Raw genomic sequence first — 21,474 nt, forward strand, 5'->3', positions numbered from 1 at the left:
GGACGCTATCGGGAGCACCTCCCGCGCGCCCACCCGGCCCGACGAGCGCGCGATACGGTCGGTACCGGCGAGGACGGGCCACCCCTGCCCTGCCGGCGCCGCTCGGCCGTACACTGGCCCAGGGGTCGCTGGCACTCGCGGCTCAGGAGTGCCAGGGCGGAAGATCCGGAACCACGGCGGGACGGGAGGTGCGCGGTGCTCAGCGAACGCAGACTCGAGGTGTTGCGCGCGATCGTCCAGGACTACGTGGGCACCGAGGAGCCGGTGGGCTCCAAGGCGCTGACCCAGCGGCACAACCTCCAGGTCTCCCCGGCCACCGTCCGCAACGACATGGCAGCGCTGGAGGATGACGGCTTCATCGCCCAGCCGCACACGAGCGCGGGCCGCATCCCCACGGACAAGGGATACCGCCTCTTCGTGGACAAGCTGGCGGGCGTCAAGCCGCTGTCCCACCCGGAGCGCCGCGCCATCCAGAACTTCCTGGACGGCGCCGTCGACCTGGACGACGTGGTGGGGCGTACGGTGCGGCTGCTGGCGCAGCTGACCCGGCAGGTCGCCGTCGTGCAGTACCCCTCGCTGACCCGTTCGACCGTGCGCCACGTCGAGCTGCTGCTGCTCGCGCCCGCCCGGCTGATGCTGGTGCTGATCACCGACACCGGCCGCGTCGAGCAGCGCCTGGTCGACTGCCCGGCACCGGTCGGCGAGACCACCGTCGCCGATCTGCGCGCCCGGCTGAACAGCCGGGTCGCGGGCCAGCGCTTCGCCGAGGTGCCGCCGCTGGTGCAGGACCTCCCCGAGTCCTTCGACGTGGAGGACCGGGGCACCATCTCCTCGGTGCTCGCCACGCTGCTGGAGACCCTGGTGGAGGAGACCGAGGAGCGGCTGATGATCGGCGGCACCGCCAATCTCACCCGCTTCGGCCACGACTTCCCGCTCACCATCCGCCCCGTCCTGGAGGCGCTGGAGGAGCAGGTCGTCCTGCTGAAGCTGCTCGGGGAGTCCTTCGACTCCGGCATGACGGTGCGAATCGGTCATGAGAACGCTCATGAGGGCCTGAGTTCCACGTCGGTCGTTTCGGTCGGCTACGGTTCAGGCGAAGAGGCGGTCGCCAAACTCGGCGTGGTGGGACCGACCCGGATGGACTACCCCGGAACGATGGGAGCGGTACGCGCAGTGGCACGTTACGTCGGACAGATTCTCGCGGAGTCGTAAGTGGCGACGGACTACTACGCGGTCCTCGGCGTGCAGCGCGACGCCTCGCAGGACGAGATCAAGAAGGCGTTCCGGCGGCTGGCTCGCGAGCTGCACCCGGACGTCAACCCGGACCCGAAGACGCAGGACCGCTTCAAGGAGATCAACACCGCCTACGAGGTGCTGTCCGATCCCCAGAAGAAGCAGGTCTACGACCTCGGCGGTGACCCGTCGGCGGCCGGTGCCGGGGCAGGCGGCTTCGGCGCGGGCTTCGGGAACTTCTCGGACATCATGGACGCGTTCTTCGGTACGGCATCGCAGCGCGGTCCGCGCTCGCGCACCCGCCGGGGCCAGGACGCCATGATCCGCCTCGACATCGAGCTGGACGAGGCCGCCTTCGGCACCACCAAGGACATCCAGGTCGACACCGCCACCGTCTGCGGCAGTTGCAGCGGCGAGGGCGCCGCACCGGGCACCTCGGCGCAGACGTGCGACATGTGCCGCGGGCGCGGCGAGGTCTCCCAGGTCACCCGGTCCTTCCTGGGCCAGGTCATGACCTCGCGCCCGTGCCCGCAGTGCCAGGGCTTCGGCACGGTCGTGCCCACGCCGTGCCCGGAGTGCGCGGGGGACGGCCGGGTCCGCTCCCGCCGCAACCTCACGGTCAAGATCCCGGCCGGTGTCGACAACGGCACCCGCATCCAGCTCGCCGGTGAGGGCGAGGTCGGCCCCGGCGGCGGCCCGGCGGGCGATCTGTACGTGGAGATCCACGAGGCGGCGCACCCGGTCTTCCAGCGGCGCGGCGACGACCTGCACTGCACGGTGACCATCCCGATGACGGCGGCCTCCCTCGGCACCAAGGTGCCGCTGGAGACGCTGGACGGCCTCGAGGAGATCGACGTCCGGCCCGGCACGCAGTCCGGCCAGTCGATCCCGCTGCACGAGCGCGGCATCACGCACCTGCGCGGCGGCGGCCGTGGCCAGCTGATCGTCCACGTCGAGGTGCTGACGCCGACCAAGATGGACCCGGAGCAGGAGGAACTGCTGCGCAGGCTGGCGCAGTTGCGCGGCGAGGAGCGGCCCCAGGGCCACTTCCAGCCCGGCCAGCAGGGGCTGTTCTCCCGGTTGAAGGACGCCTTCAACGGGCGGTGACCCCCACCGGGGTCGCTGATCAGTCACCCGCCGTGCGTGGCAGGATGAGGCCATGTCCTCCGTGCCGTCACTCTCCGAGCTCTTCGAGCATCCCGTGGTGCAGGCCCCGATGGCAGGCGGCGCGTCCTGCCCGGAGCTGGCAGCGGCCGTGAGCGGCGCGGGCGGGCTCGGCTTCCTCGCCGCGGGGTACAAGACCCCGGAGGCCATGTACGAGGAGGCCAAGGCGGTGCGGCGGCTGACGGGGCGGCCGTTCGGCGTGAACTTGTTCGTGCCCCAGCCCGATCACGCCGACCCGGCGGCCGTCGCGGTCTACCGCGAGCAGCTGACCGGCGAGGCCGGCTGGTACGAGACCGCGCTCGGCGACCCGGAGCAGGGCGCCGACGACGCGTTCGAGGGCAAGCTGGCGATCCTGGCGGAGGATCCGGTCCCGGTCGTCTCCTTCACCTTCGGCTGCCCGCAGCGCCGGGTGTTCGAGCGGCTGGCGAAGGCGGGCACGGCCACCGTGGTGACGGTGACCTCGGTGGCCGAGGCGGAGACCGCCCACTGGGCGGGCGCGGACGCCCTGTGCGTCCAGGGCATCGAGGCGGGCGGCCACCAGGGCACCCATCAGGACGATCCGCAGGCCGACGGCACCGGCTCCGGCCTGGGGCTGCTGTCGCTGCTGACCCAGGTCAAGGAGGCCGTCCCGCTGCCGCTCATCGCCGCGGGCGGGCTGATGCGCGGCGGCCAGATCGCGGCCGTGCTGGCCGCCGGGGCGAGCGCGGCCCAGCTGGGCACGGCCTATCTGGCCTGCCCGGAGTCGGGCGCGCACCCGCTGCACAAGCGGGCGCTGACCAGCACCCTCTTCGCCCGCACCGAGCTGACCCGGGCCTTCTCCGGGCGTCCGGCGCGCGGGCTGGTCAACCGCTTCCTGCGGGAGCACGGCCCCTACGCGCCCGCCGCCTATCCGGGGGTGCACCATCTGACCGCGCCGCTGCGCAAGGCGGCGGCCAAGGCCGGCGACCCGCAGGGCATGGCGCTGTGGGCAGGCCAGGGCCACCGGCTGGCGCGCGAGCTGCCCGCCGCGCGGCTGACCGAGCTGCTGACCGCCGAACTCGCCCTGGCCCGCGAGGAACTGGCCGGCCGGGGGGCCGCGTGACCGCCCCGCTCTTCCTCGCCGACCGGTCCGCCCTCGAGGCCGCGCGCGCCACCGGCCGCCTGCTGCTGGAGGGGCCGGAGGGGCGGCACGCGGTCTCCGTACGGCGGCTGCGGGCGGGCGAGCAGGTCGTGGTCACCGACGGGGAGGGCAACGGGGCGTACGGCGCGGTCGCCTCGGCGGAGGGCAAGGACCGGCTCACCGTCGCCGTCACCGAGGTGCGTACGGAGCCGGAGCCGCGGCCCCGGCTGACCGTCGTCCAGGCCCTGCCCAAGGGAGACCGCGGGGAGCTGGCGGTGGAGACCATGACCGAGACCGGGGTGGACGTGATCGTGCCCTGGGCCGCCGCGCGCTGCGTCACCCAGTGGCGGGGCGAGCGCGGGGCGAAGTCACTCGCCAAGTGGCGGGCCACGGCGCGGGAGGCGGGCAAGCAGTCGCGGCGGCTGCGGTTCCCCGTCGTCGCGGACCTGGCCACCACGGCCTCGCTCGGGCCGCTGCTGTCGGGCGCCGACTTCGCGGCCGTACTGCACGAGGAGGGTGCTGCGGCGCTGGCGGGAGCGGAACTGCCGGAGCGCGGGGACCTGGTGCTGGTCGTCGGGCCGGAAGGCGGGGTCGGCCCCCAGGAGCTGGCGGCATTCGCGGAGGCGGGCGCGGCGCCGTACCGGCTGGGGCCGAGCGTCCTGCGCACCTCCACGGCGGGTACGGCGGCCTCCGCCCTGCTCCTGGGCCGGGTCGGCCGCTGGGACTGACGGGCCGGGGCCGAGGGCGCGAGCTGTGCACGAACGATTCCCGGACGCAAGAGGAGCACGACCAGTGACCGGCGACGACCGCACAGCACCGCCCCGGCGGGGAAGCGAACGCGACACGCTGCGGGCCTACCTCGACTACCACCGCGCGACCCTCGCCATGAAGTGCGAGGGGCTCACCGACGAGGAGCTGCGCCGGCCGTCGATGCCCCCGTCGGCGCTCTCGCTGCTCGGCCTGGTGCGGCATCTGGCGGAGGTGGAGCGCGCGTGGTTCCGCCGGGTGTTCGAGGACCACGACGTGCCCCTGGTCTGGTCCGAGGTGACCGACTTCCAGGCGGCGTACGACGCGGGCGCGTCGAGCAGGGCCGAGGCGTTCGCGGCCTGGGAGGAAGAGGTCGCCCACTCGCGCCGCGTCGAAGGGGAGGCGGAGAGCCTGGAGCTGACCGGGCTTCAGCCCCGCTGGGGCGAGGAGGTGTCGCTGCGGACGGCGATGGTGCACGTGCTCCTGGAGTACGCCCGCCACAACGGGCACGCGGACTTCCTGCGCGAGGGCGTCGACGGGACCGTGGGCGCCTGAGGCTGCCCCGCACTCCACGGCGGGCGCACGGCGTCAGCCACGGCAGCCCCTGGTCCGCAGCGGCACGCCCCACCGCGCGGTCCCCCGTCCGGCGGACGGCCGGGGCGGCAGCCGGTAGCATCCGCTACGTACCGCATCACGACCCCTATCGGGAGGCACCGCCGTGGCGGGAGAACCGCAGGCCGACTGCCTGTTCTGCAAGATCGTCGCGGGCGAGGTCCCGGCGACCGTCGTCCGGGACACCGACACGACGCTCGCCTTCCGGGACATCAACCCGCAGGCACCCACCCACGTGCTCGTCATCCCCAAGGCGCACTACCCCGACGCCGGATCGCTCGCCGCCGCAGACCCCCAGCTGGCTGCCGACCTGCTGCGGGAGACGGCGGAGGTGGCCGAGCAGGAGAAGGTCGCGGTGACCGAGGGCGGGCCGGGCACCGGCTTCCGCGTCGTGTTCAACACCGGTGCCGGGGCGGGCCAGACCGTCTTCCACACCCACGCCCATGTGCTGGGAGGCCGCGGCCTCAACTGGCCTCCCGGCTGAGCCGGGGCGGGTCTGTTGTCCGTACGCGAACTGGTCGTGCTCGGCACCGCCAGCCAGGTGCCCACCCGGCACCGGAACCACAACGGCTATCTGCTGCGCTGGGACAGCGAGGGCATCCTCTTCGATCCGGGCGAGGGCACCCAGCGCCAGATGGTGCGAGCCGGGGTCGCCGCGCACGACCTCACCCGGATCTGCGTCACCCACTTCCACGGCGACCACTCGCTCGGTCTGGCCGGGGTGATCCAGCGCATCAACCTGGACCGCGTGCCGCACCCGGTCACCGCGCACTTCCCGGCCAGCGGCCAGCACTTCTTCGACCGGCTGCGGTACGCGACGGCCTACCGGGAGACGGTCAGTCTCCGCGAGCAGCCGGTGCGCGAGCCCGGCGTCCTCTGCGAGGGCCCCGCCTTCACCCTGGACGCGCGCCGGCTCTCCCACCCCGTCGAGTCGTACGGCTACCGGCTCACCGAGCCCGACGGGCGCCGGATACTTCCCCGGCTCCTCGCCGAGCGCGGCATCCGCGGCCCGGACATCGGGCGGCTCCAGCGCGAGGGCAGCCTGCGCGGGGTGACCCTGGAGGAGGTCAGCGCGCCGCGGCCGGGGCAGCGGTTCGCGTTCGTCATGGACACCCGGCTCTGCGACGGGGTGCACGAACTGGCCGAGGGCTGCGACATGCTGGTCATCGAGTCGACCTTCCTGGACGAGGACGCCCCGCTCGCCGAGCAGCACGGCCACCTCACCGCGGGCCAGGCGGCCGGCGTCGCCGCCGGAGCGGGCGTACGGCACCTGGTGCTCACCCACTTCAGCCAGCGCTACGGCGACCCGGCGGTCTTCGCCGCGCAGGCCCGCGCGGCGGGCTACGAGGGGGAACTGACCGTCGCGCAGGACCTGGCCCGCATCCCGGTGCCCCGCCGCCGCACCGGCTCGGACAGCCCGTAGCCCTCAGCCGTAATCTTCAGCCCGCAGCCCGCAGCCCGCAGCCCTCAGAAGCCGAGCTTGCGCAGCTGCTTCGGGTCGCGCTGCCAGTCCTTGGCGACCTTGACGTGCAGGTCGAGGTAGACCGGCGTGCCCAGCAGCGCCTCGATGTGCGTACGGGAGGTCGTCCCCACGTCCTTGAGCCGCTTGCCCTTGGGACCGATCACGATGCCCTTCTGGCTGGGGCGCTCGATGTAGATGTTGGCGTGGATGTCCAGCAGCGGCCGGTCGGCCGGGCGGTCCGCGCGGGGGATCATCTCTTCCACCACCACGGCGATGGAGTGCGGCAGCTCGTCCCGTACGCCCTCCAGCGCCGCCTCCCGGATCAGCTCGGCCACCATGACCTGCTCCGGCTCGTCGGTCAGGTCGCCGTCCGGATAGAGGGCCGGGCCCTCGGGCAGCAGCGGGACCAGCAGGTCGGCCAGGAGCGAGACCTGATCGCCCGCGACCGCCGAGACGGGGACGATCTCGGCCCACTCCAGGCCCAGTTCGACGCCCAGCCGGTCGATCGCGATGAGCTGCTGGGCGAGGGTCTCGGAGTCGACCAGGTCCGTCTTGGTCACCACCGCGACCTTGGGCGTCTTGCGCGCCTCGGCCAGCTCCTTCGCGATGAAGCGGTCGCCAGGGCCGAGCTTCTGGTCGGCGGGCAGGCAGAAGCCGATGACGTCGACCTCAGCCCAGGTGGTGCGCACCACGTCGTTCAGCCGCTCGCCCAGCAGCGTACGGGGCTTGTGCAGCCCGGGCGTATCGACCAGGACGAGCTGCGCGTCGGGGCGGTGCACGATGCCGCGCACCGTGTGCCGGGTGGTCTGCGGGCGCGTGGAGGTGATGGCGACCTTCGTGCCCACCAGCGCGTTGGTCAGGGTCGACTTGCCCGCGTTGGGGCGGCCGACGAAGCACGCGAAGCCCGAGCGGTGCGGCGCCTCGGGGGTGCCGGGGGAGGGTGAAGGTGCGCTCATGCCGACCATTGTCCCTGATCGCGCGGCGCCCTCCGACCGGGTGGCGTCCGGGCCGTACGCGGCCGGGCGGCCGCACGGCGGCCGGGGTCAGCCCGCCGCGGCCGTCGAGTGCGGGACGCCGTCGGGTCCGGCCAGCAGCACGGGCGTACCCGCGCCGCCCAGATCCCCCACCGCCGCCAGGTCCTCGGCGGGCACCTCCGCCGCCGCCGTGACCACCGCCGCCGCCTCCAGCGTGGCGGCGCCGGAGGCCACCGCCATCGCCACGGCCGTGCGCAGCGCGCTGAGCCGCAGCGACGGCAGGTCGACGGAACCGGCCACGTAGGTGCGCCCCATCCCGTCCCGTACGGCCGCGCCCTCGGGCACGCCGTTGCGGGCGCGGGCGCTGCGCGCGAGGGTGAGGAGCTTGCGGTCTTCCGGGTCCAGTGCCTCGTCACTCATGCGTGCGAGCATATGCGGCGCCCGCCGCGCACCGCGCACGGACGTCCCCGCCGGCGGCTCAGCCCGCCAGCGGGCGCAGATGCGCGCGGCGCGCCTCCGGGGCGTTCACCAGCTGCTCCAGCTTCTCCACCGTCCCGGTGCCCGCCACCGGGTTGTGCAGCACGATCGTCAGGTCAGGCCGGGCCGGGACCCGCAGATGGCTGCTCTCGAAGTACAGCGTGCCGACCGCACCGTGCTCGATCTCCTTCTGCAGCTGGCCGCCCACCTGCACGTCACCGCGCGCCCACAGCTCGACGAACTCCTCGCTCTGTGCGCTGAGCTGATCGAACAGCAGCTGGAAGCCCTCGTCCTCCGGATGCTCGGCCTGCGACTGCCGGAACTGCGCCACCACGGCGGGCGCGACGGCCTGCCAGGAGGTCAGCCGCCCTCGGTAGGCGTCGTCGGTGAAGAAGCTGGTGAGGCAGTTGTCCCCCTCGTGCAGCCCGAACACCAGCCTGGCCGCGTCGTTGAGCGCGACCGCGTTCCAGTACGGATCGAGCAGGTGCGCCGGGTACGGCAGCCACGCGTCGATCAGCCGCTTGAGCCCGTCGCACAGATATGCGCGGTCCACCTCGGACTGGGCGAGCGGCGGATTCAGCCCGGCCAGGATGTACAGGTGGCGCCGCTCCGCGTCGCCCAGCCGCAGCACCCGGGCCACCGCGTCGAGCACCTGCGGCGAGACGGTGATGTCCCGGCCCTGCTCCAGCCACTGGTACCAGGACGCCCCGACCCCGGCGAGCACCGCGACCTCCTCCCGGCGCAGTCCGGGCGTACGGCGGCGGGCGCCGCCGTCCGGCAGCCCCACCTCGGCCGGGGTGACCCGGGCCCGGCGGGTCATCAGGAAGTCCCGCAGCTCCTGCTGGCGGCGCGACCTGCCCGCCGGCGTCGCGGCCTTGTGCACCATGCTTCTCCCCCTGGCTCGTCCCCGCCCCTGCCGGACACCCTCGACCGGTGCCCCGGACCGGTGGCCGGGCCAGCAGGTTAAGCACCGACTCCCCACGCTCTGTTCCCCGCCCGCGCGTGACGCGCAGAGGGACGCGGGCCGGACGCGGCTGCGGGCGGGCCGCGCCGGCTCAGGCCGCGCTCACCCCGCGTCCAGCGCGAGCCTCGTCGCCCGCGGGAGCCCGGCGACCACCAGGTCCCAGGAGTCCTCGACCAGGTCGTGCACCATCCCGGCGTCGAGCGAGCCGTCCAGGGTGACCGTGTTCCAGTGCCGCTTGTTCAGGTGGTACCCCGGCGCGATGGCCGGGTGCGCCTCCCGCAACTGCACGGCCAGCGCGGGCTCGCACTTCAGGCTCACCTGGAGCGGCTCGCCGTCCAGCGCGCTGAACGCGAAGACCTTCCCGGCCACCTTGAACGTGGAGAGCCCGGGGCTCCCCGGGAAGGGGAAGTCCTCGACCGCGCCGTTCAGCCCCAGGCAGAGGGATCTCAGCTCATCCGGAGTCATGCGGCCAGTATGCCGACGGGCACTGACAGTGCGCGCTCCGCCGCCGGCCTCCGCTGCCGGACCCCCCCCGCGGCCGGTTCAGTCCTCGGCCGGTTCAGTCCTCGGCCGAGGCCGTACGGGCCGACCTGGCCGCCGTACCGTCGCCGCCCGCCGCCGAGGCGGCCCGTACCGGCTCCACCAGGACCGTGACGATGCGGTTGCGGCGGCCCGCCGGGGACTCGGCCGTCAGCCGCAGCCCGGTCAGCTCCGGGTCGGAGCGGTCCTCGGTGACATCCACCGTGGTGGCCGCGCCCGCGATCGGCACCCGGCCCAGCGACTTGGCCAGCAGGCCGCCGACCGTCTCCACGTCCTCGTCGTCCAGCCCCGCCAAGTCGTACAGCTCACCCAGGTCACCGAGGTCCAGCCGTGCGGTCACCCGGTAGCGGCCCTCGCCCAGGTCCTCCACCGGCGGCAGCTCCCGGTCGTACTCGTCGGTGATCTCGCCGACGATCTCCTCCAGGATGTCCTCGATGGTCACCACACCCGCCGTGCCGCCGTACTCGTCGATCACCACGGCCACGTGGATGCGGTCCTGCTGCATCTCGCGCAGCAGGTCGCCCGCGTTCTTGGTGTCCGGGACGAAGGCCGCCGGGCGCATCGCGGTGGAGACGACCTCTGTCTCCGCCTCCCGGTTGATGTGCACCTTGCGGGCCAGGTCCTTGAGGTAGACGACGCCCACCACGTCGTCCTCGCTCTCGCCCACCACCGGGATACGGGAGAAGCCGGAGCGCAGCGCGAGCGTGAGGGCCTGGCGGAGAGTCTTGTGCCGCTCGATGGTGATCAGATCGGTGCGCGGCACCATCACCTCGCGCACCAGCGTGTCACCGAGCTGGAAGACGGAGTGGACCATCTTCCGCTCCTCCGCCTCGATCAGCGACTCCCGCTCCGCCACGTCCACCAGCGCCCGCAGCTCCGCCTCACTGGCGAACGGGCCCTTGCGGAAGCCCTTGCCCGGCGTCAGCGCGTTGCCCAGGAGGATCAGCAGCTGCGGCACCGGACCCAGCACGCTGGCCAGCGGCACCAGCACGTAGCTGGCGGCCGTCGCCGTGTTCAGCGGGTGCTGGCGCCCGATGGTGCGCGGCGAGACACCCACCGCGACGTACGACACGAGCACCATCACCCCGATCGCGACGGTGAGCGCCTCCCAGGTCTGCTCGAAGTACCGCAGGCAGGCGTAAGTGACCAGTACCCCGGCGGCCATCTCGCTGGCCACCCGCAGCAGGAGCGCCAGGTTCAGATAGCGCGTGGGGTCGGCCGCGACGGCCGCCAGCTTGCCCGCGCCGCGCCGCCCGGAGCGGACGGCCTCCTCCGCGCGGTAGCTCGTCGTACGGGCCAGTCCGGCCTCGGCGCAGGCAGCCAGCCAGGCGACGACGACCAGGGCGACCGCGGCGCCGATCAGCCTGGCGGTCACGAGGTCGTGGTGGGGGCAGGAGAGGGCCCCTCAAGGCCCTGCTCGGCGCGCCAGCCGTCCACGATCGCCGCCTGGAGGCCGAACATCTCGGCCCGCTCGCCCGGCTCCTCGTGGTCGTACCCCAGCAGGTGCAGCACGCCGTGGACGGTCAGCAGGCGCAGCTCCTCGTCCACGGAGTGCTTCGTCGGCGCTTCGGCGCCCTGTTTCTCGGCCACCTCCGGGCACAGCACGATGTCACCGAGGAGGCCCTGCGGCGGCTCCTCCTCGTCCCGCGCGGGCGGGCGCAGCTCGTCCATCGGGAAGGACATCACATCGGTGGGACCCGGCAGATCCATCCACTGGAGATGCAGCTGCTCCATCGCGTCCGCGTCCACGGCGATCACCGAGAGTTCGGAGAGGGGATGGATGCGCATCCGGGTCAGGGCGTAACGGGCGATGTCGAGCAGCGACTGCTCATCGACCGCCCGGCCGGACTCGTTGTTGACTTCGATCGACATGAGGGTGTGGTCTCAGCGTTTTCCGTTGTTCGGCGCGTGTCCACCGCGCGCGGCGGATTCGGCGGCGGTGCGGTCGTCGTGGCGCTCGTAGGCATCGACGATACGGCCCACGAGCTTGTGCCGGACGACGTCGGTGCTGGTGAGCCGCGAGAAATGCACGTCCTCCACGCCCTCCAGGATCTCCTGCACCTGCCGCAGCCCGCTCCGGGTGCCGCCCGGCAGGTCGACCTGCGTGACGTCACCGGTGATCACGATTTTGGATTCGAAGCCGAGCCTGGTCAGGAACATCTTCATCTGCTCCGGGCTGGTGTTCTGCGCCTCGTCCAGGATGATGAACGCGTCGTTGAGAGTGCGTCCACGCATGTAGGCCAGCGGGGCGACCTCGATCGTGCCCGCCGCCATCAGGCGGGGGATCGAGTCGGGGTCGAGCATGTCGTGCAGCGCGTCGTAGAGCGGGCGCAGATACGGGTCGATCTTCTCGTAGAGCGTGCCCGGCAGGAAGCCCAGCCGCTCGCCCGCCTCGACCGCGGGCCGGGTCAGGATGATCCGGTTGACCTGCTTGGACTGGAGCGCCTGTACCGCCTTGGCCATCGCCAGGTACGTCTTCCCGGTGCCGGCGGGGCCGATGCCGAAGACGACGGTGTGCTGGTCGATCGCGTCCACGTACCGCTTCTGGTTGAGCGACTTGGGGCGGATCGTACGGCCGCGGCTGGAGAGGATGTTCTGCGTGAGCACCTCGGCGGGGGCGGCGTGGCCCCCGCCCTCGCCGGCGTCCGACTTGCGGAGCATGGAGATCGTGCGCTCCACCGCGTCCTCGGTCATCGGCTGGCCGGTGCGCAGCACCAGCATCATCTCGTCGAAGAGCCGCTGCACGAGAGCGACTTCCGCCGGCTCGCCGGTCGCCGTGATCTCGTTCCCCCGGACGTGGATGTCCGTGCCGGGGAACGCGGTCTCGATGACACGCAGCAAGGAGTCGCCGGACCCCAGCACGGTCACCATCGGGTGCTTCGACGGGACGGCGAAGCGGGCGGTGTCTTGGGTGGTGGTTGTCTGAGTCATGAGCGGCCTCTGGGGCCTGATCATCCCTCTCCTCGCTGCTGGGACCCTGCGCTGTCCAGAGTACGACGCGCCGCCGACATGCCCGAGTGGTTTTGCCGCCCGGCCTCAAAGCTGCGGGCGGAAGCCGACGGTCGGGACCGCGCGGCGCAGCGGCCAGGCACGTGCGGAGCCCGGCAGCAGCGCGTCCAGGAAGCGGTAGCGCCGCAGCGCCGCCGGGTCCTGGTCGTCGTACGACTTCACGTGCTGGTACCAGGCGGCCACCTCGGCCCAGCCCGGTGCGGAGAGCGATCCGCCGAACTCCTGCACCGAGAGCGCCGCCGTCAGCCCGGCGCACGCGAGGCGGTCCGCGAGCGGCCAGCCCGCGAGCGTGCCCGTCACGAAGCCCGCCACGAAGACGTCCCCGGCCCCCGTGGTGTCCAGCGCCTCCACCGCGATGGCGGGCACCTGCGCGGTCTCGCCGGTGCCGCCGTCGACCGCGTACGCGCCCTCCGCGCCCATCGTGACCACCGCCAGCGGCACCTGGTCGGCGAGCCGGTGCGCGGCCTGCCGGGGGCTGTCCGTGCCGGTGTAGCGCATCGCCTCGACGGCGTTCGGCAGGAACGCCTCGCACTGCGCCAGGTCGGTCAGGGCCCGCAGGTCCCAGCGGCCGGTGTCGTCCCAGCCGACGTCGGCGAAGATCCGGCTGCCGCGCTTGGCGGCGGTCGCGACCCACTCCTGCTGCTCGCCGGGCACCAGCGAGGCGACGCAGGCACGGGCGGGCGGAGGGCACTCGCGGCCGCCCTCCAGCACCTCGTCCTTGGGCGGCGCCTCGTGACCGTGCGAGATCATGGTGCGCTCGCCCTCGTAGGCCATGGAGACCGTCACGGGGGAGTGCCAGCCGGGCACCGTGTGCGACATCGACAGGTCGATGCCCTCGCCGTGCTCCAGCGCCTCCCGGCAGTAGTCGCCGTACATGTCGTCGCCGAAGGCCGCGGCGAGCGAGGTGCGCAACCCCAGCCGGGCGAGCGCGGTGGCCATGTTGGCGACGCCGCCGGGGCTGGAACCCATGCCGCGCGCCCAGGACTCGGTGCCGCGTACGGGTGCCGCGGCGATTCCGGTGAAGACGATGTCGAGGAAGACCGTGCCGGTCAGGTACACGTCGCAGGCCGGGTCCTGCGGGGTACGCAGCCCGGCGAGCGGGTCGAGGCAGCCGGCGGGGCCTGAGCCGCCACCGGAGCCGCCCGCGCGCGCCCCGGGCTCACCGTGCAGGCCGTGCGCGCGCGTGTGGTGCGTGTGGTGTGTGTCGCCCGTGCTCACCGTGCTCTCTCCTGTCGTGCTCTGTGCCCAGTCTGCCCTCCGTGTGGGGTAACTTCCGCCCATGCGGCTGACGATTCTCGGCGGAGGCGGATTCCGCGTACCCCTGGTCTACCGTGCGCTGCTGACAGCGGCCCGGTCCGGCGCCGGGGGGCGCCCCGGAGACCGTACGGAGCTGGTGCTGTACGACACGGACGCCGCGCGGGCGCGGGTCATCGCCTCGGTGCTCACCGCCCAGGCCCGCGCCGTGCCCGGCGCCCCGGCGGCGCCCGAGGTCCGGGTGGCGGGCGATCTGGACGAGGCGCTGCGCGGCGCCGACTTCGTCTTCTCCGCGATCCGGGTCGGCGGCACCGCCGGGCGGGTGCGGGACGAACGCGTCCCGCTGGCGGAGGGCGTGCTCGGGCAGGAGACGGTGGGCGCGGGCGGCATCCTCTACGCGCTGCGCACCGTGCCGGTGGCGGTCCGGATCGCCGAGCGGGTGCGGGCGGTGGCGCCCGAGGCGTGGGTCATCAACTTCACCAACCCCGCCGGGATCGTCACCGAGGCGATGAGCCGGGTGCTCGGGGACCGGGTCGTGGGCATCTGCGACTCGCCGGTCGGGCTGGTGCGCCGCGCCGCCCGCGCGGCGGGCGTCGCCGACCCGGCGGCGGTGCGCTACGACTACGTGGGCCTCAACCACCTCGGCTGGCTGCGCTCGCTGCGCCACCAGGGCCGCGAACTGCTGCCCGCGCTGCTCGCGGACGACGCCGCGCTCGGCTCCTTCGAGGAGGGCAGGCTCTTCGGCGCGGAGTGGCTGCGGGCCCTGGGCGCGCTGCCCAACGAATACCTGCACTACTACTACTTCCGCCGCGAGACGCTGGCGGCCGTACGGAGCGCCGACCAGACGCGGGGCGCGTTCCTGGACCGCCAGCAGGGCGCGTTCTTCGCGGCGGCGACGGGTGCCGCGCCCGAGCGGGCGGCCGAGCTGTGGGAGGGCACCCGGCTGGAGCGCGAGGAGACCTACGGAGCGGACAGCCGCGCGGCCGGCGGCGGCGGGCAGCGGGACACCTGCGATCTGGACGGGGGCGGCTACGACCAGATCGCGCTGCGCCTCATGCACGCCATCGCGGGCGACGACCGCGCCGAGCTGATCCTCAACGTGCGCAACGTCGGCACCGTGCCCGCGCTCCCCGACGACGCCGTCATCGAGACCGTGTGCGACGTGGGCGCGGACGGCGCCCGTCCGCGCCCCGCGGGCACACCGCTGGGGGAGGCCGAACTCGGCCTGATGCTCCAGCTCAAGGCGGTGGAGGGGGCCACCGTGGAAGCGGCGCTCAGCGGCTCCCGGCGGGCGGCCCTGCGCGCGCTGGGGCTGCATCCGCTGGTGGACTCACCGGCGGTCGCCGCCCGCATCCTGGAGCGCGCGGCGGGGCCGGAGTAGGCGGAGGGGCCGGAGTAGGCGGTGCCTCAGCGGCTCCGCCGCCTCCGGCCAGTGGCCGGTCAGCAGCCGGTCAGTGGCCGCGCTCCAGCCACCGGGGCAGCTGCGAGGCCTCCTCCCCGATCGTCGTGGAGCCGCCGTGGCCAGGCCGCACCACCGTGTCGTCGGGCAGGATCAGCAGCCGGTCGCGGATCGACTCGATGATCGTCGGGAAGTCGGAGTACGAGCGCCCGGTCGCCCCCGGCCCGCCCTGGAAGAGCGTGTCACCGGTGAAGACCGTGCCCAGCTCCGGCGCGTGCAGGCAGACCGCGCCGGGCGCGTGCCCCGGGGTGTGCAGCACCGTCAGGTCCGTGCCGGCGACGGTGAGCACCCGTCCGTCCGCCAGTTCGCCGTCGGGTGCGAGGTCCGGGTGCGCCAGCTTCCACAGGGCCTGGTCCTCCGGGTGCAGGAGCACGGGCGCCCCGGTGCGCCGGGACAGCTCGGGGGCGGCGTTGACGTGGTCGTCGTGTGCGTGGGTGCAGATGATCGCGCGCAGGGTGCGCTCGCCGAGCGCCTCGGCGATGGCGTCGGCGTCGTGCGCCGCGTCGATGACGACGGCCTCGCTGTCGTCCCCGACGATCCAGACGTTGTTGTCCACCTCCCAGGTACCGCCGTCCAGCGAGAAGGTGCCCGAGGTGACCACGTGGTCGATGCGCGCGCCCGCCATCACAGCACCACCACCGAGCGCAGTACGTCGCCCGCGTGCATCCGCTCGAACGCCTTCTCCACGTCGTCGATCCCGATCGTCTCGGTGACGAACGCCCCCAGGTCGAGCCGCCCCTGCTGGTGGAGATCGATGAGCATCGGGAAGTCGCGGGAGGGCAGGCAGTCGCCGTACCAGGAGGACTTGAGCGCGCCGCCGCGCCCGAAGACGTCCAGCAGCGGCAGCTCCAGCTTCATCTCCGGCGTCGGCACGCCGACCAGCACGACGGTGCCCGCCAGATCACGGGCGTAGAACGCCTGCTCGTACGTCTCGGGGCGGCCCACCGCCTCGATGACGACGTCCGCGCCGAAGCCGCCGGTCAGCTCGCGGACGGCCTCCACCGGGTCGCGCTCACGGGAGTCGACGGTGTGCGTGGCGCCGATCCGCAGCGCCGTCTCCAGCTTGCGGGCGTCGATGTCGACCGCGATGATCCGGGCCGCTCCCGCCAGCCGGGCCCCGGCGACGGCGGCGGCGCCCACGCCGCCGCAGCCGATGACCGCGACGGAGTCGCCGCGCCCCACGCCGCCGGTGTTGATCGCGGCGCCGATGCCCGCCATCACCCCGCAGCCGAGCAGCCCGGCCACCGCCGGGGAGACCTCGCGGTCGACCTTGGTGCACTGCCCTGCGGCGACCAGGGTCTTCTCCGCGAAGGCGCCGATGCCCAGCGCGGGGGAGAGGGGGGTGCCGTCGGTCAGCGTCATCTGCTGCCGGGCGTTGTGCGTGTCGAAGCAGTACCAGGGGCGGCCACGCCGGCAGGCGCGGCACTGGCCGCAGACCGCGCGCCAGTTGAGGATGACGAAGTCGCCGGGCGCCACCTCGGTCACGCCCTCACCGACCGACTCCACCACCCCGGCGGCCTCGTGCCCCAGCAGGAAGGGGAACTCGTCGTTGATGCCGCCCTGCCGGTAGTGCAGGTCGGTGTGGCACACGCCGCAGGCGCGCACCTCCACCACGGCCTCGCCCGGTCCCGGATCGGGCACCACGATGGTCTCCGTACGGACCGGCTCGTCCTTGCCCGGCGCGATGACGCCGCGTACCTCCTGGGCCATGCGGCTCACGCACCTTCCTTGAGAACTCGGGTGATCAGCGTGCGCTGGGCGTCGGTCAGGCGCGGATCGGCGCAGTACGTCGTCGCGCCGTCCGCCTCGATCTCGTAGTGGAATCCGTCCGGGACGCCGACCGGGCGCTCCTCGTGGCCCTCGGTCAGGGCCTTCTGGGCCAGCGAGTCCAGCTCGGCGGCGTCCGGACGGGCGCGGGTGTCGAGGGTGGCCCGGCGGGAGAGGCCCCCGAATCCGCCGGTGCGGACAACGGTGATGTGCATGGGGCCATCCTCGCGCGCCCGCGCGCGGAATTTAAGGGGCCTCGCCGGACGCGCTGCTCCCGGCGGCCCCCTTGGTGCCCGCGGCCTCCCTGGCGTCCTTCGGCGCCTTCGGCGTGACACCGACCGCGGACCAGGCGCGGAGCACGGCCGCCTCCTCCTCGCCCGCCCCGAAGCGCTCCCGTGCGGCGCTGAGGGTGGCCGCGGCGAAGGCGGCGAAGTCGGCGTCGGTCGCCAGGCTTCCGGAGGTCAGCGTGTCGTACCAGATGCGGCCCGCGCGCTCCCAGGCGTGCCCGCCCAGGTCGGTGGCCAGGGTGTAGAAGGCGTGGTTGGGGATGCCGGAGTTGATGTGGACCCCGCCGTTGTCGGAGGACGTGTGCACGTAGTCCTCCATGGTGGAGGGCTGCGGGTCCTTGCCGAGTACGTCGTCGTCGTACGCCGTGCCGGGTGCCTTGAGGGAGCGCAGCGCCACGCCCTGCACGCGCTCGGTGAACAGCTCCGCGCCGACCAGCCAGTCCGCCTGCTCCGCGGTCTGGCCCTTCTCGTGCTGCTTGATCAGCGAACCGAAGACGTCCGAGACCGACTCGTTGAGCGCGCCGGACTGGCCGAGGTACTCCAGGTTGGCGGTGTACTGCGTGACGCCGTGCGTCAGCTCGTGCCCGATGACGTCGAGCGCGAGGGTGAAGTCGCGGAAGACCTCGCCGTCCCCGTCGCCGAAGACCATCCGCTCGCCGTCCCAGAAGGCGTTTCCGTACTCCTCGCCGTAGTGCACCGTGGCGTCCAGCGGCAGGCCCGCGCCGTCGATCGAGTCGCGGGCGAAGGCGGACAGGAAGAGCGCGAAGGTGGAACCGAGCCCGTCGTACGCGCGGTTGACGCTCGCGTCCCGGACGGCCTTGCCGCCCTCGGTGCGGACCCGCTTGCCGGGCAGGGTCTCCTTGTGCCGGGCGTCGTAGATCGTACGGCGCGGTGTGGCCGCCGGGCCGGCCTGCCGGGGCACCGCGGGCGCCGTGAAGCCGCGCACCGCGGTGATCTGGCGGCGGGCGCGCTGCGCGGCGTCCCGCTCCAGGGTGCGCCGCGCGGGGGTCGCGAAGACGGGGTCCTCGGACCGGGCGAGCTGGTCCAGGAGGTGCGGCGGCACGATGCCGCAGCAGACCGGATGGCGGGGGAGGGGGCGGGGGCTGATGGGATGGCTCGGGTGTGCGTCCATACCGTCCACGGTGACACTGGGGAGTCACTCTGTCACTGGCTGCTGCGGGGATTCACGAGAAGGAGTTGTCCCGCCCGGCCGCGCCCGGGTCCGGTTCGCCCGCCCGCGCCCCGCCCCGCCCGCCCCGGACCTGCGCCGCAGCGGTCCCGCGGCGCTCGCGGACCGGCCCGCGTGCCGCTCCGCCCCGGTATGGGCACCGCGTCCGCATCGTGATACGTCGCCGCGCATCCCAAAACCCTCCGTTAAAGTGTGGGCATCATGCGCTTCGGGCTGCTTCTCCTTAGCTGCCGCGGCGAGGGTCTGTAGTCGATCGGCCGGCCCCCTCCCCGCGGAGATCGGTGCTGCCACCGTCGGCCCCCTCAGCCACCCGCACAGGAGTTCCGAGCAACATGACCTCATCCGAGCCCGTACGCCCCGCCACCCCCATCACCGCCGCGAGTGTCCGCCAGCGCCCCTCCGGCATGCCGGTTCACCGCTACGGGCGGTACGAGGCCGTCGACATCCCCGACCGCACCTGGCCCCAGCAGCGCGTCACCCGCGCCCCCCGCTGGCTCTCCACCGACCTGCGGGACGGCAACCAGGCGCTGATCGACCCGATGTCGCCCGCCCGCAAGCGCGCGATGTTCGACCTGCTGGTCTCCATGGGATACAAGGAGATCGAGGTCGGCTTCCCCTCCTCCGGCCGGACCGACTTCGACTTCGTCCGCTCGATCATCGAGGAGGACGCGATCCCCGAGGACGTGACGATCTCCGTCCTGACCCAGGCCCGCGAGGAGCTGATCGAGCGCACCGTCGAGTCGCTGCGCGGCGCCCGCCGGGCCACGGTGCACCTGTACAACGCCACCGCCCCCGTCTTCCGCGAGGTCGTCTTCCGCGGCTCCCGCGACCAGGTCAAGCAGATCGCGGTGGACGGCACCCGGCTGGTCATGGAGTACGCGGAGAAGCTGCTGGGGCCCGAGACCGCCTTCGGGTACCAGTACAGCCCGGAGATCTTCACCGACACCGAACTGGACTTCGCCCTGGAGGTCTGCGAGGGGGTGATGGACGTCTGGCAGCCCGAGGAGGGCCGCGAGATCATCCTCAACCTGCCTGCCACGGTGGAGCGTTCGACCCCCTCCACGCACGCCGACCGCTTCGAGTGGATGTCCCGGCACCTGTCCCGCCGCGAGTACGTCTGCCTGTCCGTGCACCCGCACAACGACCGCGGCACCGCCGTCGCCGCCGCCGAGCTGGCCCTGATGGCGGGTGCCGACCGGGTCGAGGGCTGCCTCTTCGGGCAGGGCGAGCGTACGGGCAACGTCGACCTGGTGACCCTGGGCATGAACCTCTTCTCCCAGGGCGTCGACCCGCAGATCGACTTCTCGCAGATCGACGAGATCAAGCGCACCGCCGAGTACTGCAACCAGATGGACGTGCACGCCCGGCACCCCTACGTCGGCGACCTCGTCTACACCGCCTTCTCCGGCTCCCACCAGGACGCCATCAAGAAGGGCTTCGAGGCCATGGAGGCGACCGCCGCCGAGCAGGGCGTGCCGGTGGGGGAGACCGCGTGGGCGGTGCCGTACCTGCCCATCGACCCGAAGGACGTCGGGCGCTCCTACGAGGCCGTCATCCGGGTCAACTCGCAGTCCGGCAAGGGCGGTGTGGCCTACGTCCTCAAGAGCGACCACAGCCTCTCGCTGCCGCGCCGCATGCAGGTCGAGTTCTCGAAGATCATCCAGGACAAGACCGACACCGACGGCGGTGAGGTCACCCCGGCCGCCATCTGGGCCGTCTTCCAGGACGAGTACCTGCCCGTGCCCGACGAGAAGTGGGGCCGGATCGCGCTGCGCAGCGCGCAGACCTCCACCACCAGCGCGGGGCACGACGCGCTCACCGTCGAGGCGGTCGTGGACGGCCGGGACACCGTCCTGACCGGCACGGGCAACGGCCCGCTGGCCGCCTTCGTGGACGCGCTGCGCGTCATCGACGCCGACGTACGGGTGCTGGACTACGTCGAGCACACGATGAGCGAGGGCGCGGGCGCGCGCGCCGCCGCGTACATCGAGTGCGCGATCGGCGATCAGGTGCTGTGGGGCGTCGGCATCGACGCGAACATCGTGCGTGCCTCCATCAAGGCGGTCATCTCGGCCGTCAACCGGGCGTCGCGCGGCTGAGCACCGGGCCGCCGCCGCGTCCCTGGGACCGACACGCCGTCCCCCGCTCAGTGCGGGGGGCGGCCGGTCCGGTCGTGGAAGGCGCTGAGCGCGCTGCCCGTGTCGGAGCAGGAGATCACCCGCGCGTCCCGCCGGGCCTCCCGGACGGCCCGCGCGCCGTCCTCGTACCGAGCCGCACCGCGCCGCCGGACGCGCTCGCGCCGCCGCAGGACGGCCAGGCTCCAGCCGACGAGTGCCGCCGGCGCGACGAGGAACACCGCCATAGCCGCCATCCCTTCAGCATGGCAGTGCGCCGCGCGGCGCCAGATGCTTTCCGGACAACTGCGGTCCGGGGTGCTGACGCCGGATCGCCTCTGTGGTTAACATCACGGCATTCCGGCGACGTTGCCGAAGTGTTACGGAGGTGCGGTGCGGTGAGCCATTCCCGGGGCGGGCGCGCCCGGGCCGCACGCCTGGCGGGCGTCCGTACACGCTGGCGGACCGTCGACGACGGCGAGTTCTACTGCCCGGGCTGCGGCGGCGACCGCAACTACCGCCGCCGTACGGGGCGTCGCCGCCTCGTGCTGCTGGGCGTCCCGCTGCTGCCGCGCGGCGTCACCGGGCCGGTCGTCGAGTGCGCCTCCTGCCGCGACCACTTCGGCACGGAGTGCCTGGAGGGCCCCACCACCCAGCGGCTGACTGCGATGCTGCGCGACGCCGTCCACTGCGTCGCGCTCCGCGTGCTGGCGGCGGGCGGCACGGAGTCGCCCGCGAGCCGGGCGGCGGCGGTCGAGATGGTGCGCGCCGCCGGTTACCCCGACTGCACCGAGGACCAACTGCTCGCGCTCCTGGGCGCCTTGCGGGACGAATGGGAGCGCACGGCACCGGCCGGGCCGGGTGCCGGGCTCGACACACTGGCCCCGCTGGCGCCGCACCTGGCCGCCGCCGGACGGGAGTCGCTGCTGCTCCAGGGCGCGTCCGTGGCGCTCGCGGACGGGCCGTACCAGCCCGCCGAGCGCGAGGTGCTGGAGGCGGTCGGTGCGGCGCTGACGCTCCGCCCGGCGGACACCGAGCGGCTGCTCGCCGCCGCCCGCACGCCCTCCTGACACCGCCCGGTACGCGCCGCCCGGCACGCCCCGGCACATCCGACCGGCACACC

The 21,474-nt window shown here is 73.4% G+C and carries 23 protein-coding genes; 10 read left to right on the plus strand and 13 right to left on the minus strand.

Annotated elements, in window-relative coordinates; genetic code table 11:
• Window positions 1-195: 195 nt before the first annotated feature.
• From hrcA to H299_RS0102445, 7 genes are all read left to right on the plus strand, one after another.
• On the plus strand, window positions 196-1,212 hold the full coding sequence (gene hrcA, locus H299_RS0102415) for a heat-inducible transcriptional repressor HrcA (RefSeq protein WP_027747106.1): 1,017 nt from the start codon (window positions 196-198) through the stop codon (window positions 1,210-1,212).
• The gene (dnaJ, locus tag H299_RS0102420) at window positions 1,213-2,340 is read left to right on the plus strand and encodes a molecular chaperone DnaJ (RefSeq protein ID WP_027747107.1); all 1,128 of its coding nucleotides are present in this window, start codon (window positions 1,213-1,215) and stop codon (window positions 2,338-2,340) included.
• Window positions 2,341-2,392: 52 nt separating this feature from the next.
• Window positions 2,393-3,478 carry a nitronate monooxygenase gene (locus tag H299_RS0102425; protein ID WP_027747108.1) on the plus strand — a complete coding sequence of 362 codons (1,086 nt, stop codon included), beginning with the start codon at window positions 2,393-2,395 and terminating at the stop codon, window positions 3,476-3,478.
• Window positions 3,475-4,224 carry a 16S rRNA (uracil(1498)-N(3))-methyltransferase gene (locus tag H299_RS0102430; RefSeq protein WP_027747109.1) on the plus strand — a complete coding sequence of 250 codons (750 nt, stop codon included), beginning with the start codon at window positions 3,475-3,477 and terminating at the stop codon, window positions 4,222-4,224. The genes H299_RS0102425 and H299_RS0102430 overlap by 4 nt, the downstream gene beginning before the upstream one ends.
• Window positions 4,225-4,288: 64 nt before the next feature.
• Window positions 4,289-4,798, plus strand: a complete 510-nt coding sequence (locus H299_RS0102435) for a DinB family protein (RefSeq protein ID WP_027747110.1) — start codon at window positions 4,289-4,291, stop codon at window positions 4,796-4,798.
• 163 nt (window positions 4,799-4,961) lie between these two features.
• Window positions 4,962-5,339, plus strand: coding sequence for a histidine triad nucleotide-binding protein (locus H299_RS0102440; RefSeq protein ID WP_027747111.1), 378 nt, complete (start codon window positions 4,962-4,964; stop codon window positions 5,337-5,339).
• Between the two features lie 15 nt (window positions 5,340-5,354).
• A complete protein-coding gene (locus tag H299_RS0102445) occupies window positions 5,355-6,278 on the plus strand; it encodes a ribonuclease Z (RefSeq protein WP_027747112.1) in 924 nt (307 codons plus the stop codon).
• Window positions 6,279-6,322: 44 nt separating this feature from the next.
• Here H299_RS0102445 and era read toward each other — a convergent pair whose 3' ends face one another.
• The 8 genes from era to H299_RS31750 all read right to left on the minus strand — a co-directional run bounded on the left by era (window position 6,323) and on the right by H299_RS31750 (window position 13,370).
• Entirely contained in the window at window positions 6,323-7,282 is a 960-nt protein-coding gene (gene era / locus H299_RS0102450; RefSeq protein ID WP_027747113.1) for a GTPase Era, read from the minus strand.
• Between the two features lie 78 nt (window positions 7,283-7,360).
• A complete protein-coding gene (locus tag H299_RS0102455; protein ID WP_027747114.1) occupies window positions 7,361-7,723 on the minus strand; it encodes a hypothetical protein in 363 nt (120 codons plus the stop codon).
• Window positions 7,724-7,769: 46 nt separating this feature from the next.
• Window positions 7,770-8,654, minus strand: coding sequence for an MmyB family transcriptional regulator (locus tag H299_RS0102460; RefSeq protein WP_027747115.1), 885 nt, complete (start codon window positions 8,652-8,654; stop codon window positions 7,770-7,772).
• A 180-nt stretch (window positions 8,655-8,834) separates the two neighbouring features.
• Window positions 8,835-9,197 carry an MmcQ/YjbR family DNA-binding protein gene (locus H299_RS0102465; RefSeq protein WP_027747116.1) on the minus strand — a complete coding sequence of 121 codons (363 nt, stop codon included), beginning with the start codon at window positions 9,195-9,197 and terminating at the stop codon, window positions 8,835-8,837.
• A 94-nt stretch (window positions 9,198-9,291) separates the two neighbouring features.
• Window positions 9,292-10,647 carry a hemolysin family protein gene (locus H299_RS0102470; RefSeq protein WP_027747117.1) on the minus strand — a complete coding sequence of 452 codons (1,356 nt, stop codon included), beginning with the start codon at window positions 10,645-10,647 and terminating at the stop codon, window positions 9,292-9,294.
• Complete coding sequence (gene ybeY / locus H299_RS0102475; protein ID WP_027747118.1) at window positions 10,644-11,144, minus strand: rRNA maturation RNase YbeY; 501 nt, start codon at window positions 11,142-11,144, stop codon at window positions 10,644-10,646. The genes H299_RS0102470 and ybeY overlap by 4 nt, the downstream gene beginning before the upstream one ends.
• A 12-nt stretch (window positions 11,145-11,156) precedes the next feature.
• On the minus strand, window positions 11,157-12,203 hold the full coding sequence (locus tag H299_RS0102480; RefSeq protein WP_027747119.1) for a PhoH family protein: 1,047 nt from the start codon (window positions 12,201-12,203) through the stop codon (window positions 11,157-11,159).
• 105 nt (window positions 12,204-12,308) lie between these two features.
• Window positions 12,309-13,370: a PfkB family carbohydrate kinase gene (locus H299_RS31750; RefSeq protein ID WP_037757524.1), complete on the minus strand. Its 1,062-nt coding sequence runs from the start codon at window positions 13,368-13,370 to the stop codon at window positions 12,309-12,311.
• A gap of 190 nt (window positions 13,371-13,560) precedes the next feature.
• Between H299_RS31750 and H299_RS0102490 the strand changes: the two genes are divergently transcribed.
• On the plus strand, window positions 13,561-14,916 hold the full coding sequence (locus H299_RS0102490; RefSeq protein ID WP_027747120.1) for a family 4 glycosyl hydrolase: 1,356 nt from the start codon (window positions 13,561-13,563) through the stop codon (window positions 14,914-14,916).
• A gap of 70 nt (window positions 14,917-14,986) precedes the next feature.
• Here the strand turns inward: H299_RS0102490 and H299_RS0102495 are convergent, their stop codons facing one another.
• Genes H299_RS0102495 through H299_RS31755 form a run of 4 tightly spaced genes read right to left on the minus strand, consistent with a single transcriptional unit; the run spans window position 14,987 to window position 18,180 of the window.
• Window positions 14,987-15,619, minus strand: a complete 633-nt coding sequence (locus H299_RS0102495; RefSeq protein ID WP_037757274.1) for an MBL fold metallo-hydrolase — start codon at window positions 15,617-15,619, stop codon at window positions 14,987-14,989.
• Complete coding sequence (locus tag H299_RS0102500) at window positions 15,619-16,704, minus strand: S-(hydroxymethyl)mycothiol dehydrogenase (RefSeq protein ID WP_027747122.1); 1,086 nt, start codon at window positions 16,702-16,704, stop codon at window positions 15,619-15,621. Before H299_RS0102500 ends, H299_RS0102495 begins: the two co-directional genes overlap by 1 nt.
• 5 nt (window positions 16,705-16,709) lie before the next feature.
• Window positions 16,710-16,976, minus strand: coding sequence for a protealysin inhibitor emfourin (locus tag H299_RS0102505; RefSeq protein WP_027747123.1), 267 nt, complete (start codon window positions 16,974-16,976; stop codon window positions 16,710-16,712).
• A gap of 31 nt (window positions 16,977-17,007) precedes the next feature.
• Window positions 17,008-18,180, minus strand: coding sequence for a M4 family metallopeptidase (locus tag H299_RS31755; protein WP_078512393.1), 1,173 nt, complete (start codon window positions 18,178-18,180; stop codon window positions 17,008-17,010).
• Between the two features lie 389 nt (window positions 18,181-18,569).
• Between H299_RS31755 and leuA the strand changes: the two genes are divergently transcribed.
• Window positions 18,570-20,336, plus strand: a complete 1,767-nt coding sequence (gene leuA / locus H299_RS0102515) for a 2-isopropylmalate synthase (protein WP_027747124.1) — start codon at window positions 18,570-18,572, stop codon at window positions 20,334-20,336.
• 47 nt (window positions 20,337-20,383) lie between these two features.
• On the opposite strand, the gene H299_RS0102520 is transcribed toward leuA, so the two are convergent.
• Window positions 20,384-20,599 carry a hypothetical protein gene (locus tag H299_RS0102520; RefSeq protein ID WP_027747125.1) on the minus strand — a complete coding sequence of 72 codons (216 nt, stop codon included), beginning with the start codon at window positions 20,597-20,599 and terminating at the stop codon, window positions 20,384-20,386.
• Between the two features lie 150 nt (window positions 20,600-20,749).
• On the opposite strand from H299_RS0102520, the gene H299_RS0102525 reads away from it, so the two are divergent.
• Window positions 20,750-21,421, plus strand: a complete 672-nt coding sequence (locus H299_RS0102525) for a tellurite resistance TerB family protein (protein ID WP_027747126.1) — start codon at window positions 20,750-20,752, stop codon at window positions 21,419-21,421.
• Window positions 21,422-21,474 lie beyond the last annotated feature (53 nt).

The sequence above is a fragment of the Streptomyces sp. CNH287 genome, assembly GCF_000424825.1.

What these genes read in the sequence shown, in the direction of transcription:
- H299_RS0102425 (WP_027747108.1), top strand. Translation starts at nt 2,393, where the DNA reads ATGTCCTCCGTGCCGTCACTCTCCGAGCTCTTCGAGCATCCCGTGGTG.
- era (WP_027747113.1), bottom strand. Translation starts at nt 7,282, where the DNA reads ATGGTCGGCATGAGCGCACCTTCACCCTCCCCCGGCACCCCCGAGGCG.
- H299_RS0102455 (WP_027747114.1), bottom strand. Translation starts at nt 7,723, where the DNA reads ATGCTCGCACGCATGAGTGACGAGGCACTGGACCCGGAAGACCGCAAG.
- H299_RS0102460 (WP_027747115.1), bottom strand. Translation starts at nt 8,654, where the DNA reads ATGGTGCACAAGGCCGCGACGCCGGCGGGCAGGTCGCGCCGCCAGCAG.
- H299_RS0102465 (WP_027747116.1), bottom strand. Translation starts at nt 9,197, where the DNA reads ATGACTCCGGATGAGCTGAGATCCCTCTGCCTGGGGCTGAACGGCGCG.
- ybeY (WP_027747118.1), bottom strand. Translation starts at nt 11,144, where the DNA reads ATGTCGATCGAAGTCAACAACGAGTCCGGCCGGGCGGTCGATGAGCAG.
- H299_RS0102480 (WP_027747119.1), bottom strand. Translation starts at nt 12,203, where the DNA reads ATGACTCAGACAACCACCACCCAAGACACCGCCCGCTTCGCCGTCCCG.
- H299_RS0102490 (WP_027747120.1), top strand. Translation starts at nt 13,561, where the DNA reads ATGCGGCTGACGATTCTCGGCGGAGGCGGATTCCGCGTACCCCTGGTC.
- H299_RS0102495 (WP_037757274.1), bottom strand. Translation starts at nt 15,619, where the DNA reads ATGGCGGGCGCGCGCATCGACCACGTGGTCACCTCGGGCACCTTCTCG.
- H299_RS0102500 (WP_027747122.1), bottom strand. Translation starts at nt 16,704, where the DNA reads ATGGCCCAGGAGGTACGCGGCGTCATCGCGCCGGGCAAGGACGAGCCG.
- H299_RS0102505 (WP_027747123.1), bottom strand. Translation starts at nt 16,976, where the DNA reads ATGCACATCACCGTTGTCCGCACCGGCGGATTCGGGGGCCTCTCCCGC.
- H299_RS31755 (WP_078512393.1), bottom strand. Translation starts at nt 18,180, where the DNA reads ATGGACGCACACCCGAGCCATCCCATCAGCCCCCGCCCCCTCCCCCGC.
- leuA (WP_027747124.1), top strand. Translation starts at nt 18,570, where the DNA reads ATGACCTCATCCGAGCCCGTACGCCCCGCCACCCCCATCACCGCCGCG.
- H299_RS0102520 (WP_027747125.1), bottom strand. Translation starts at nt 20,599, where the DNA reads ATGGCGGTGTTCCTCGTCGCGCCGGCGGCACTCGTCGGCTGGAGCCTG.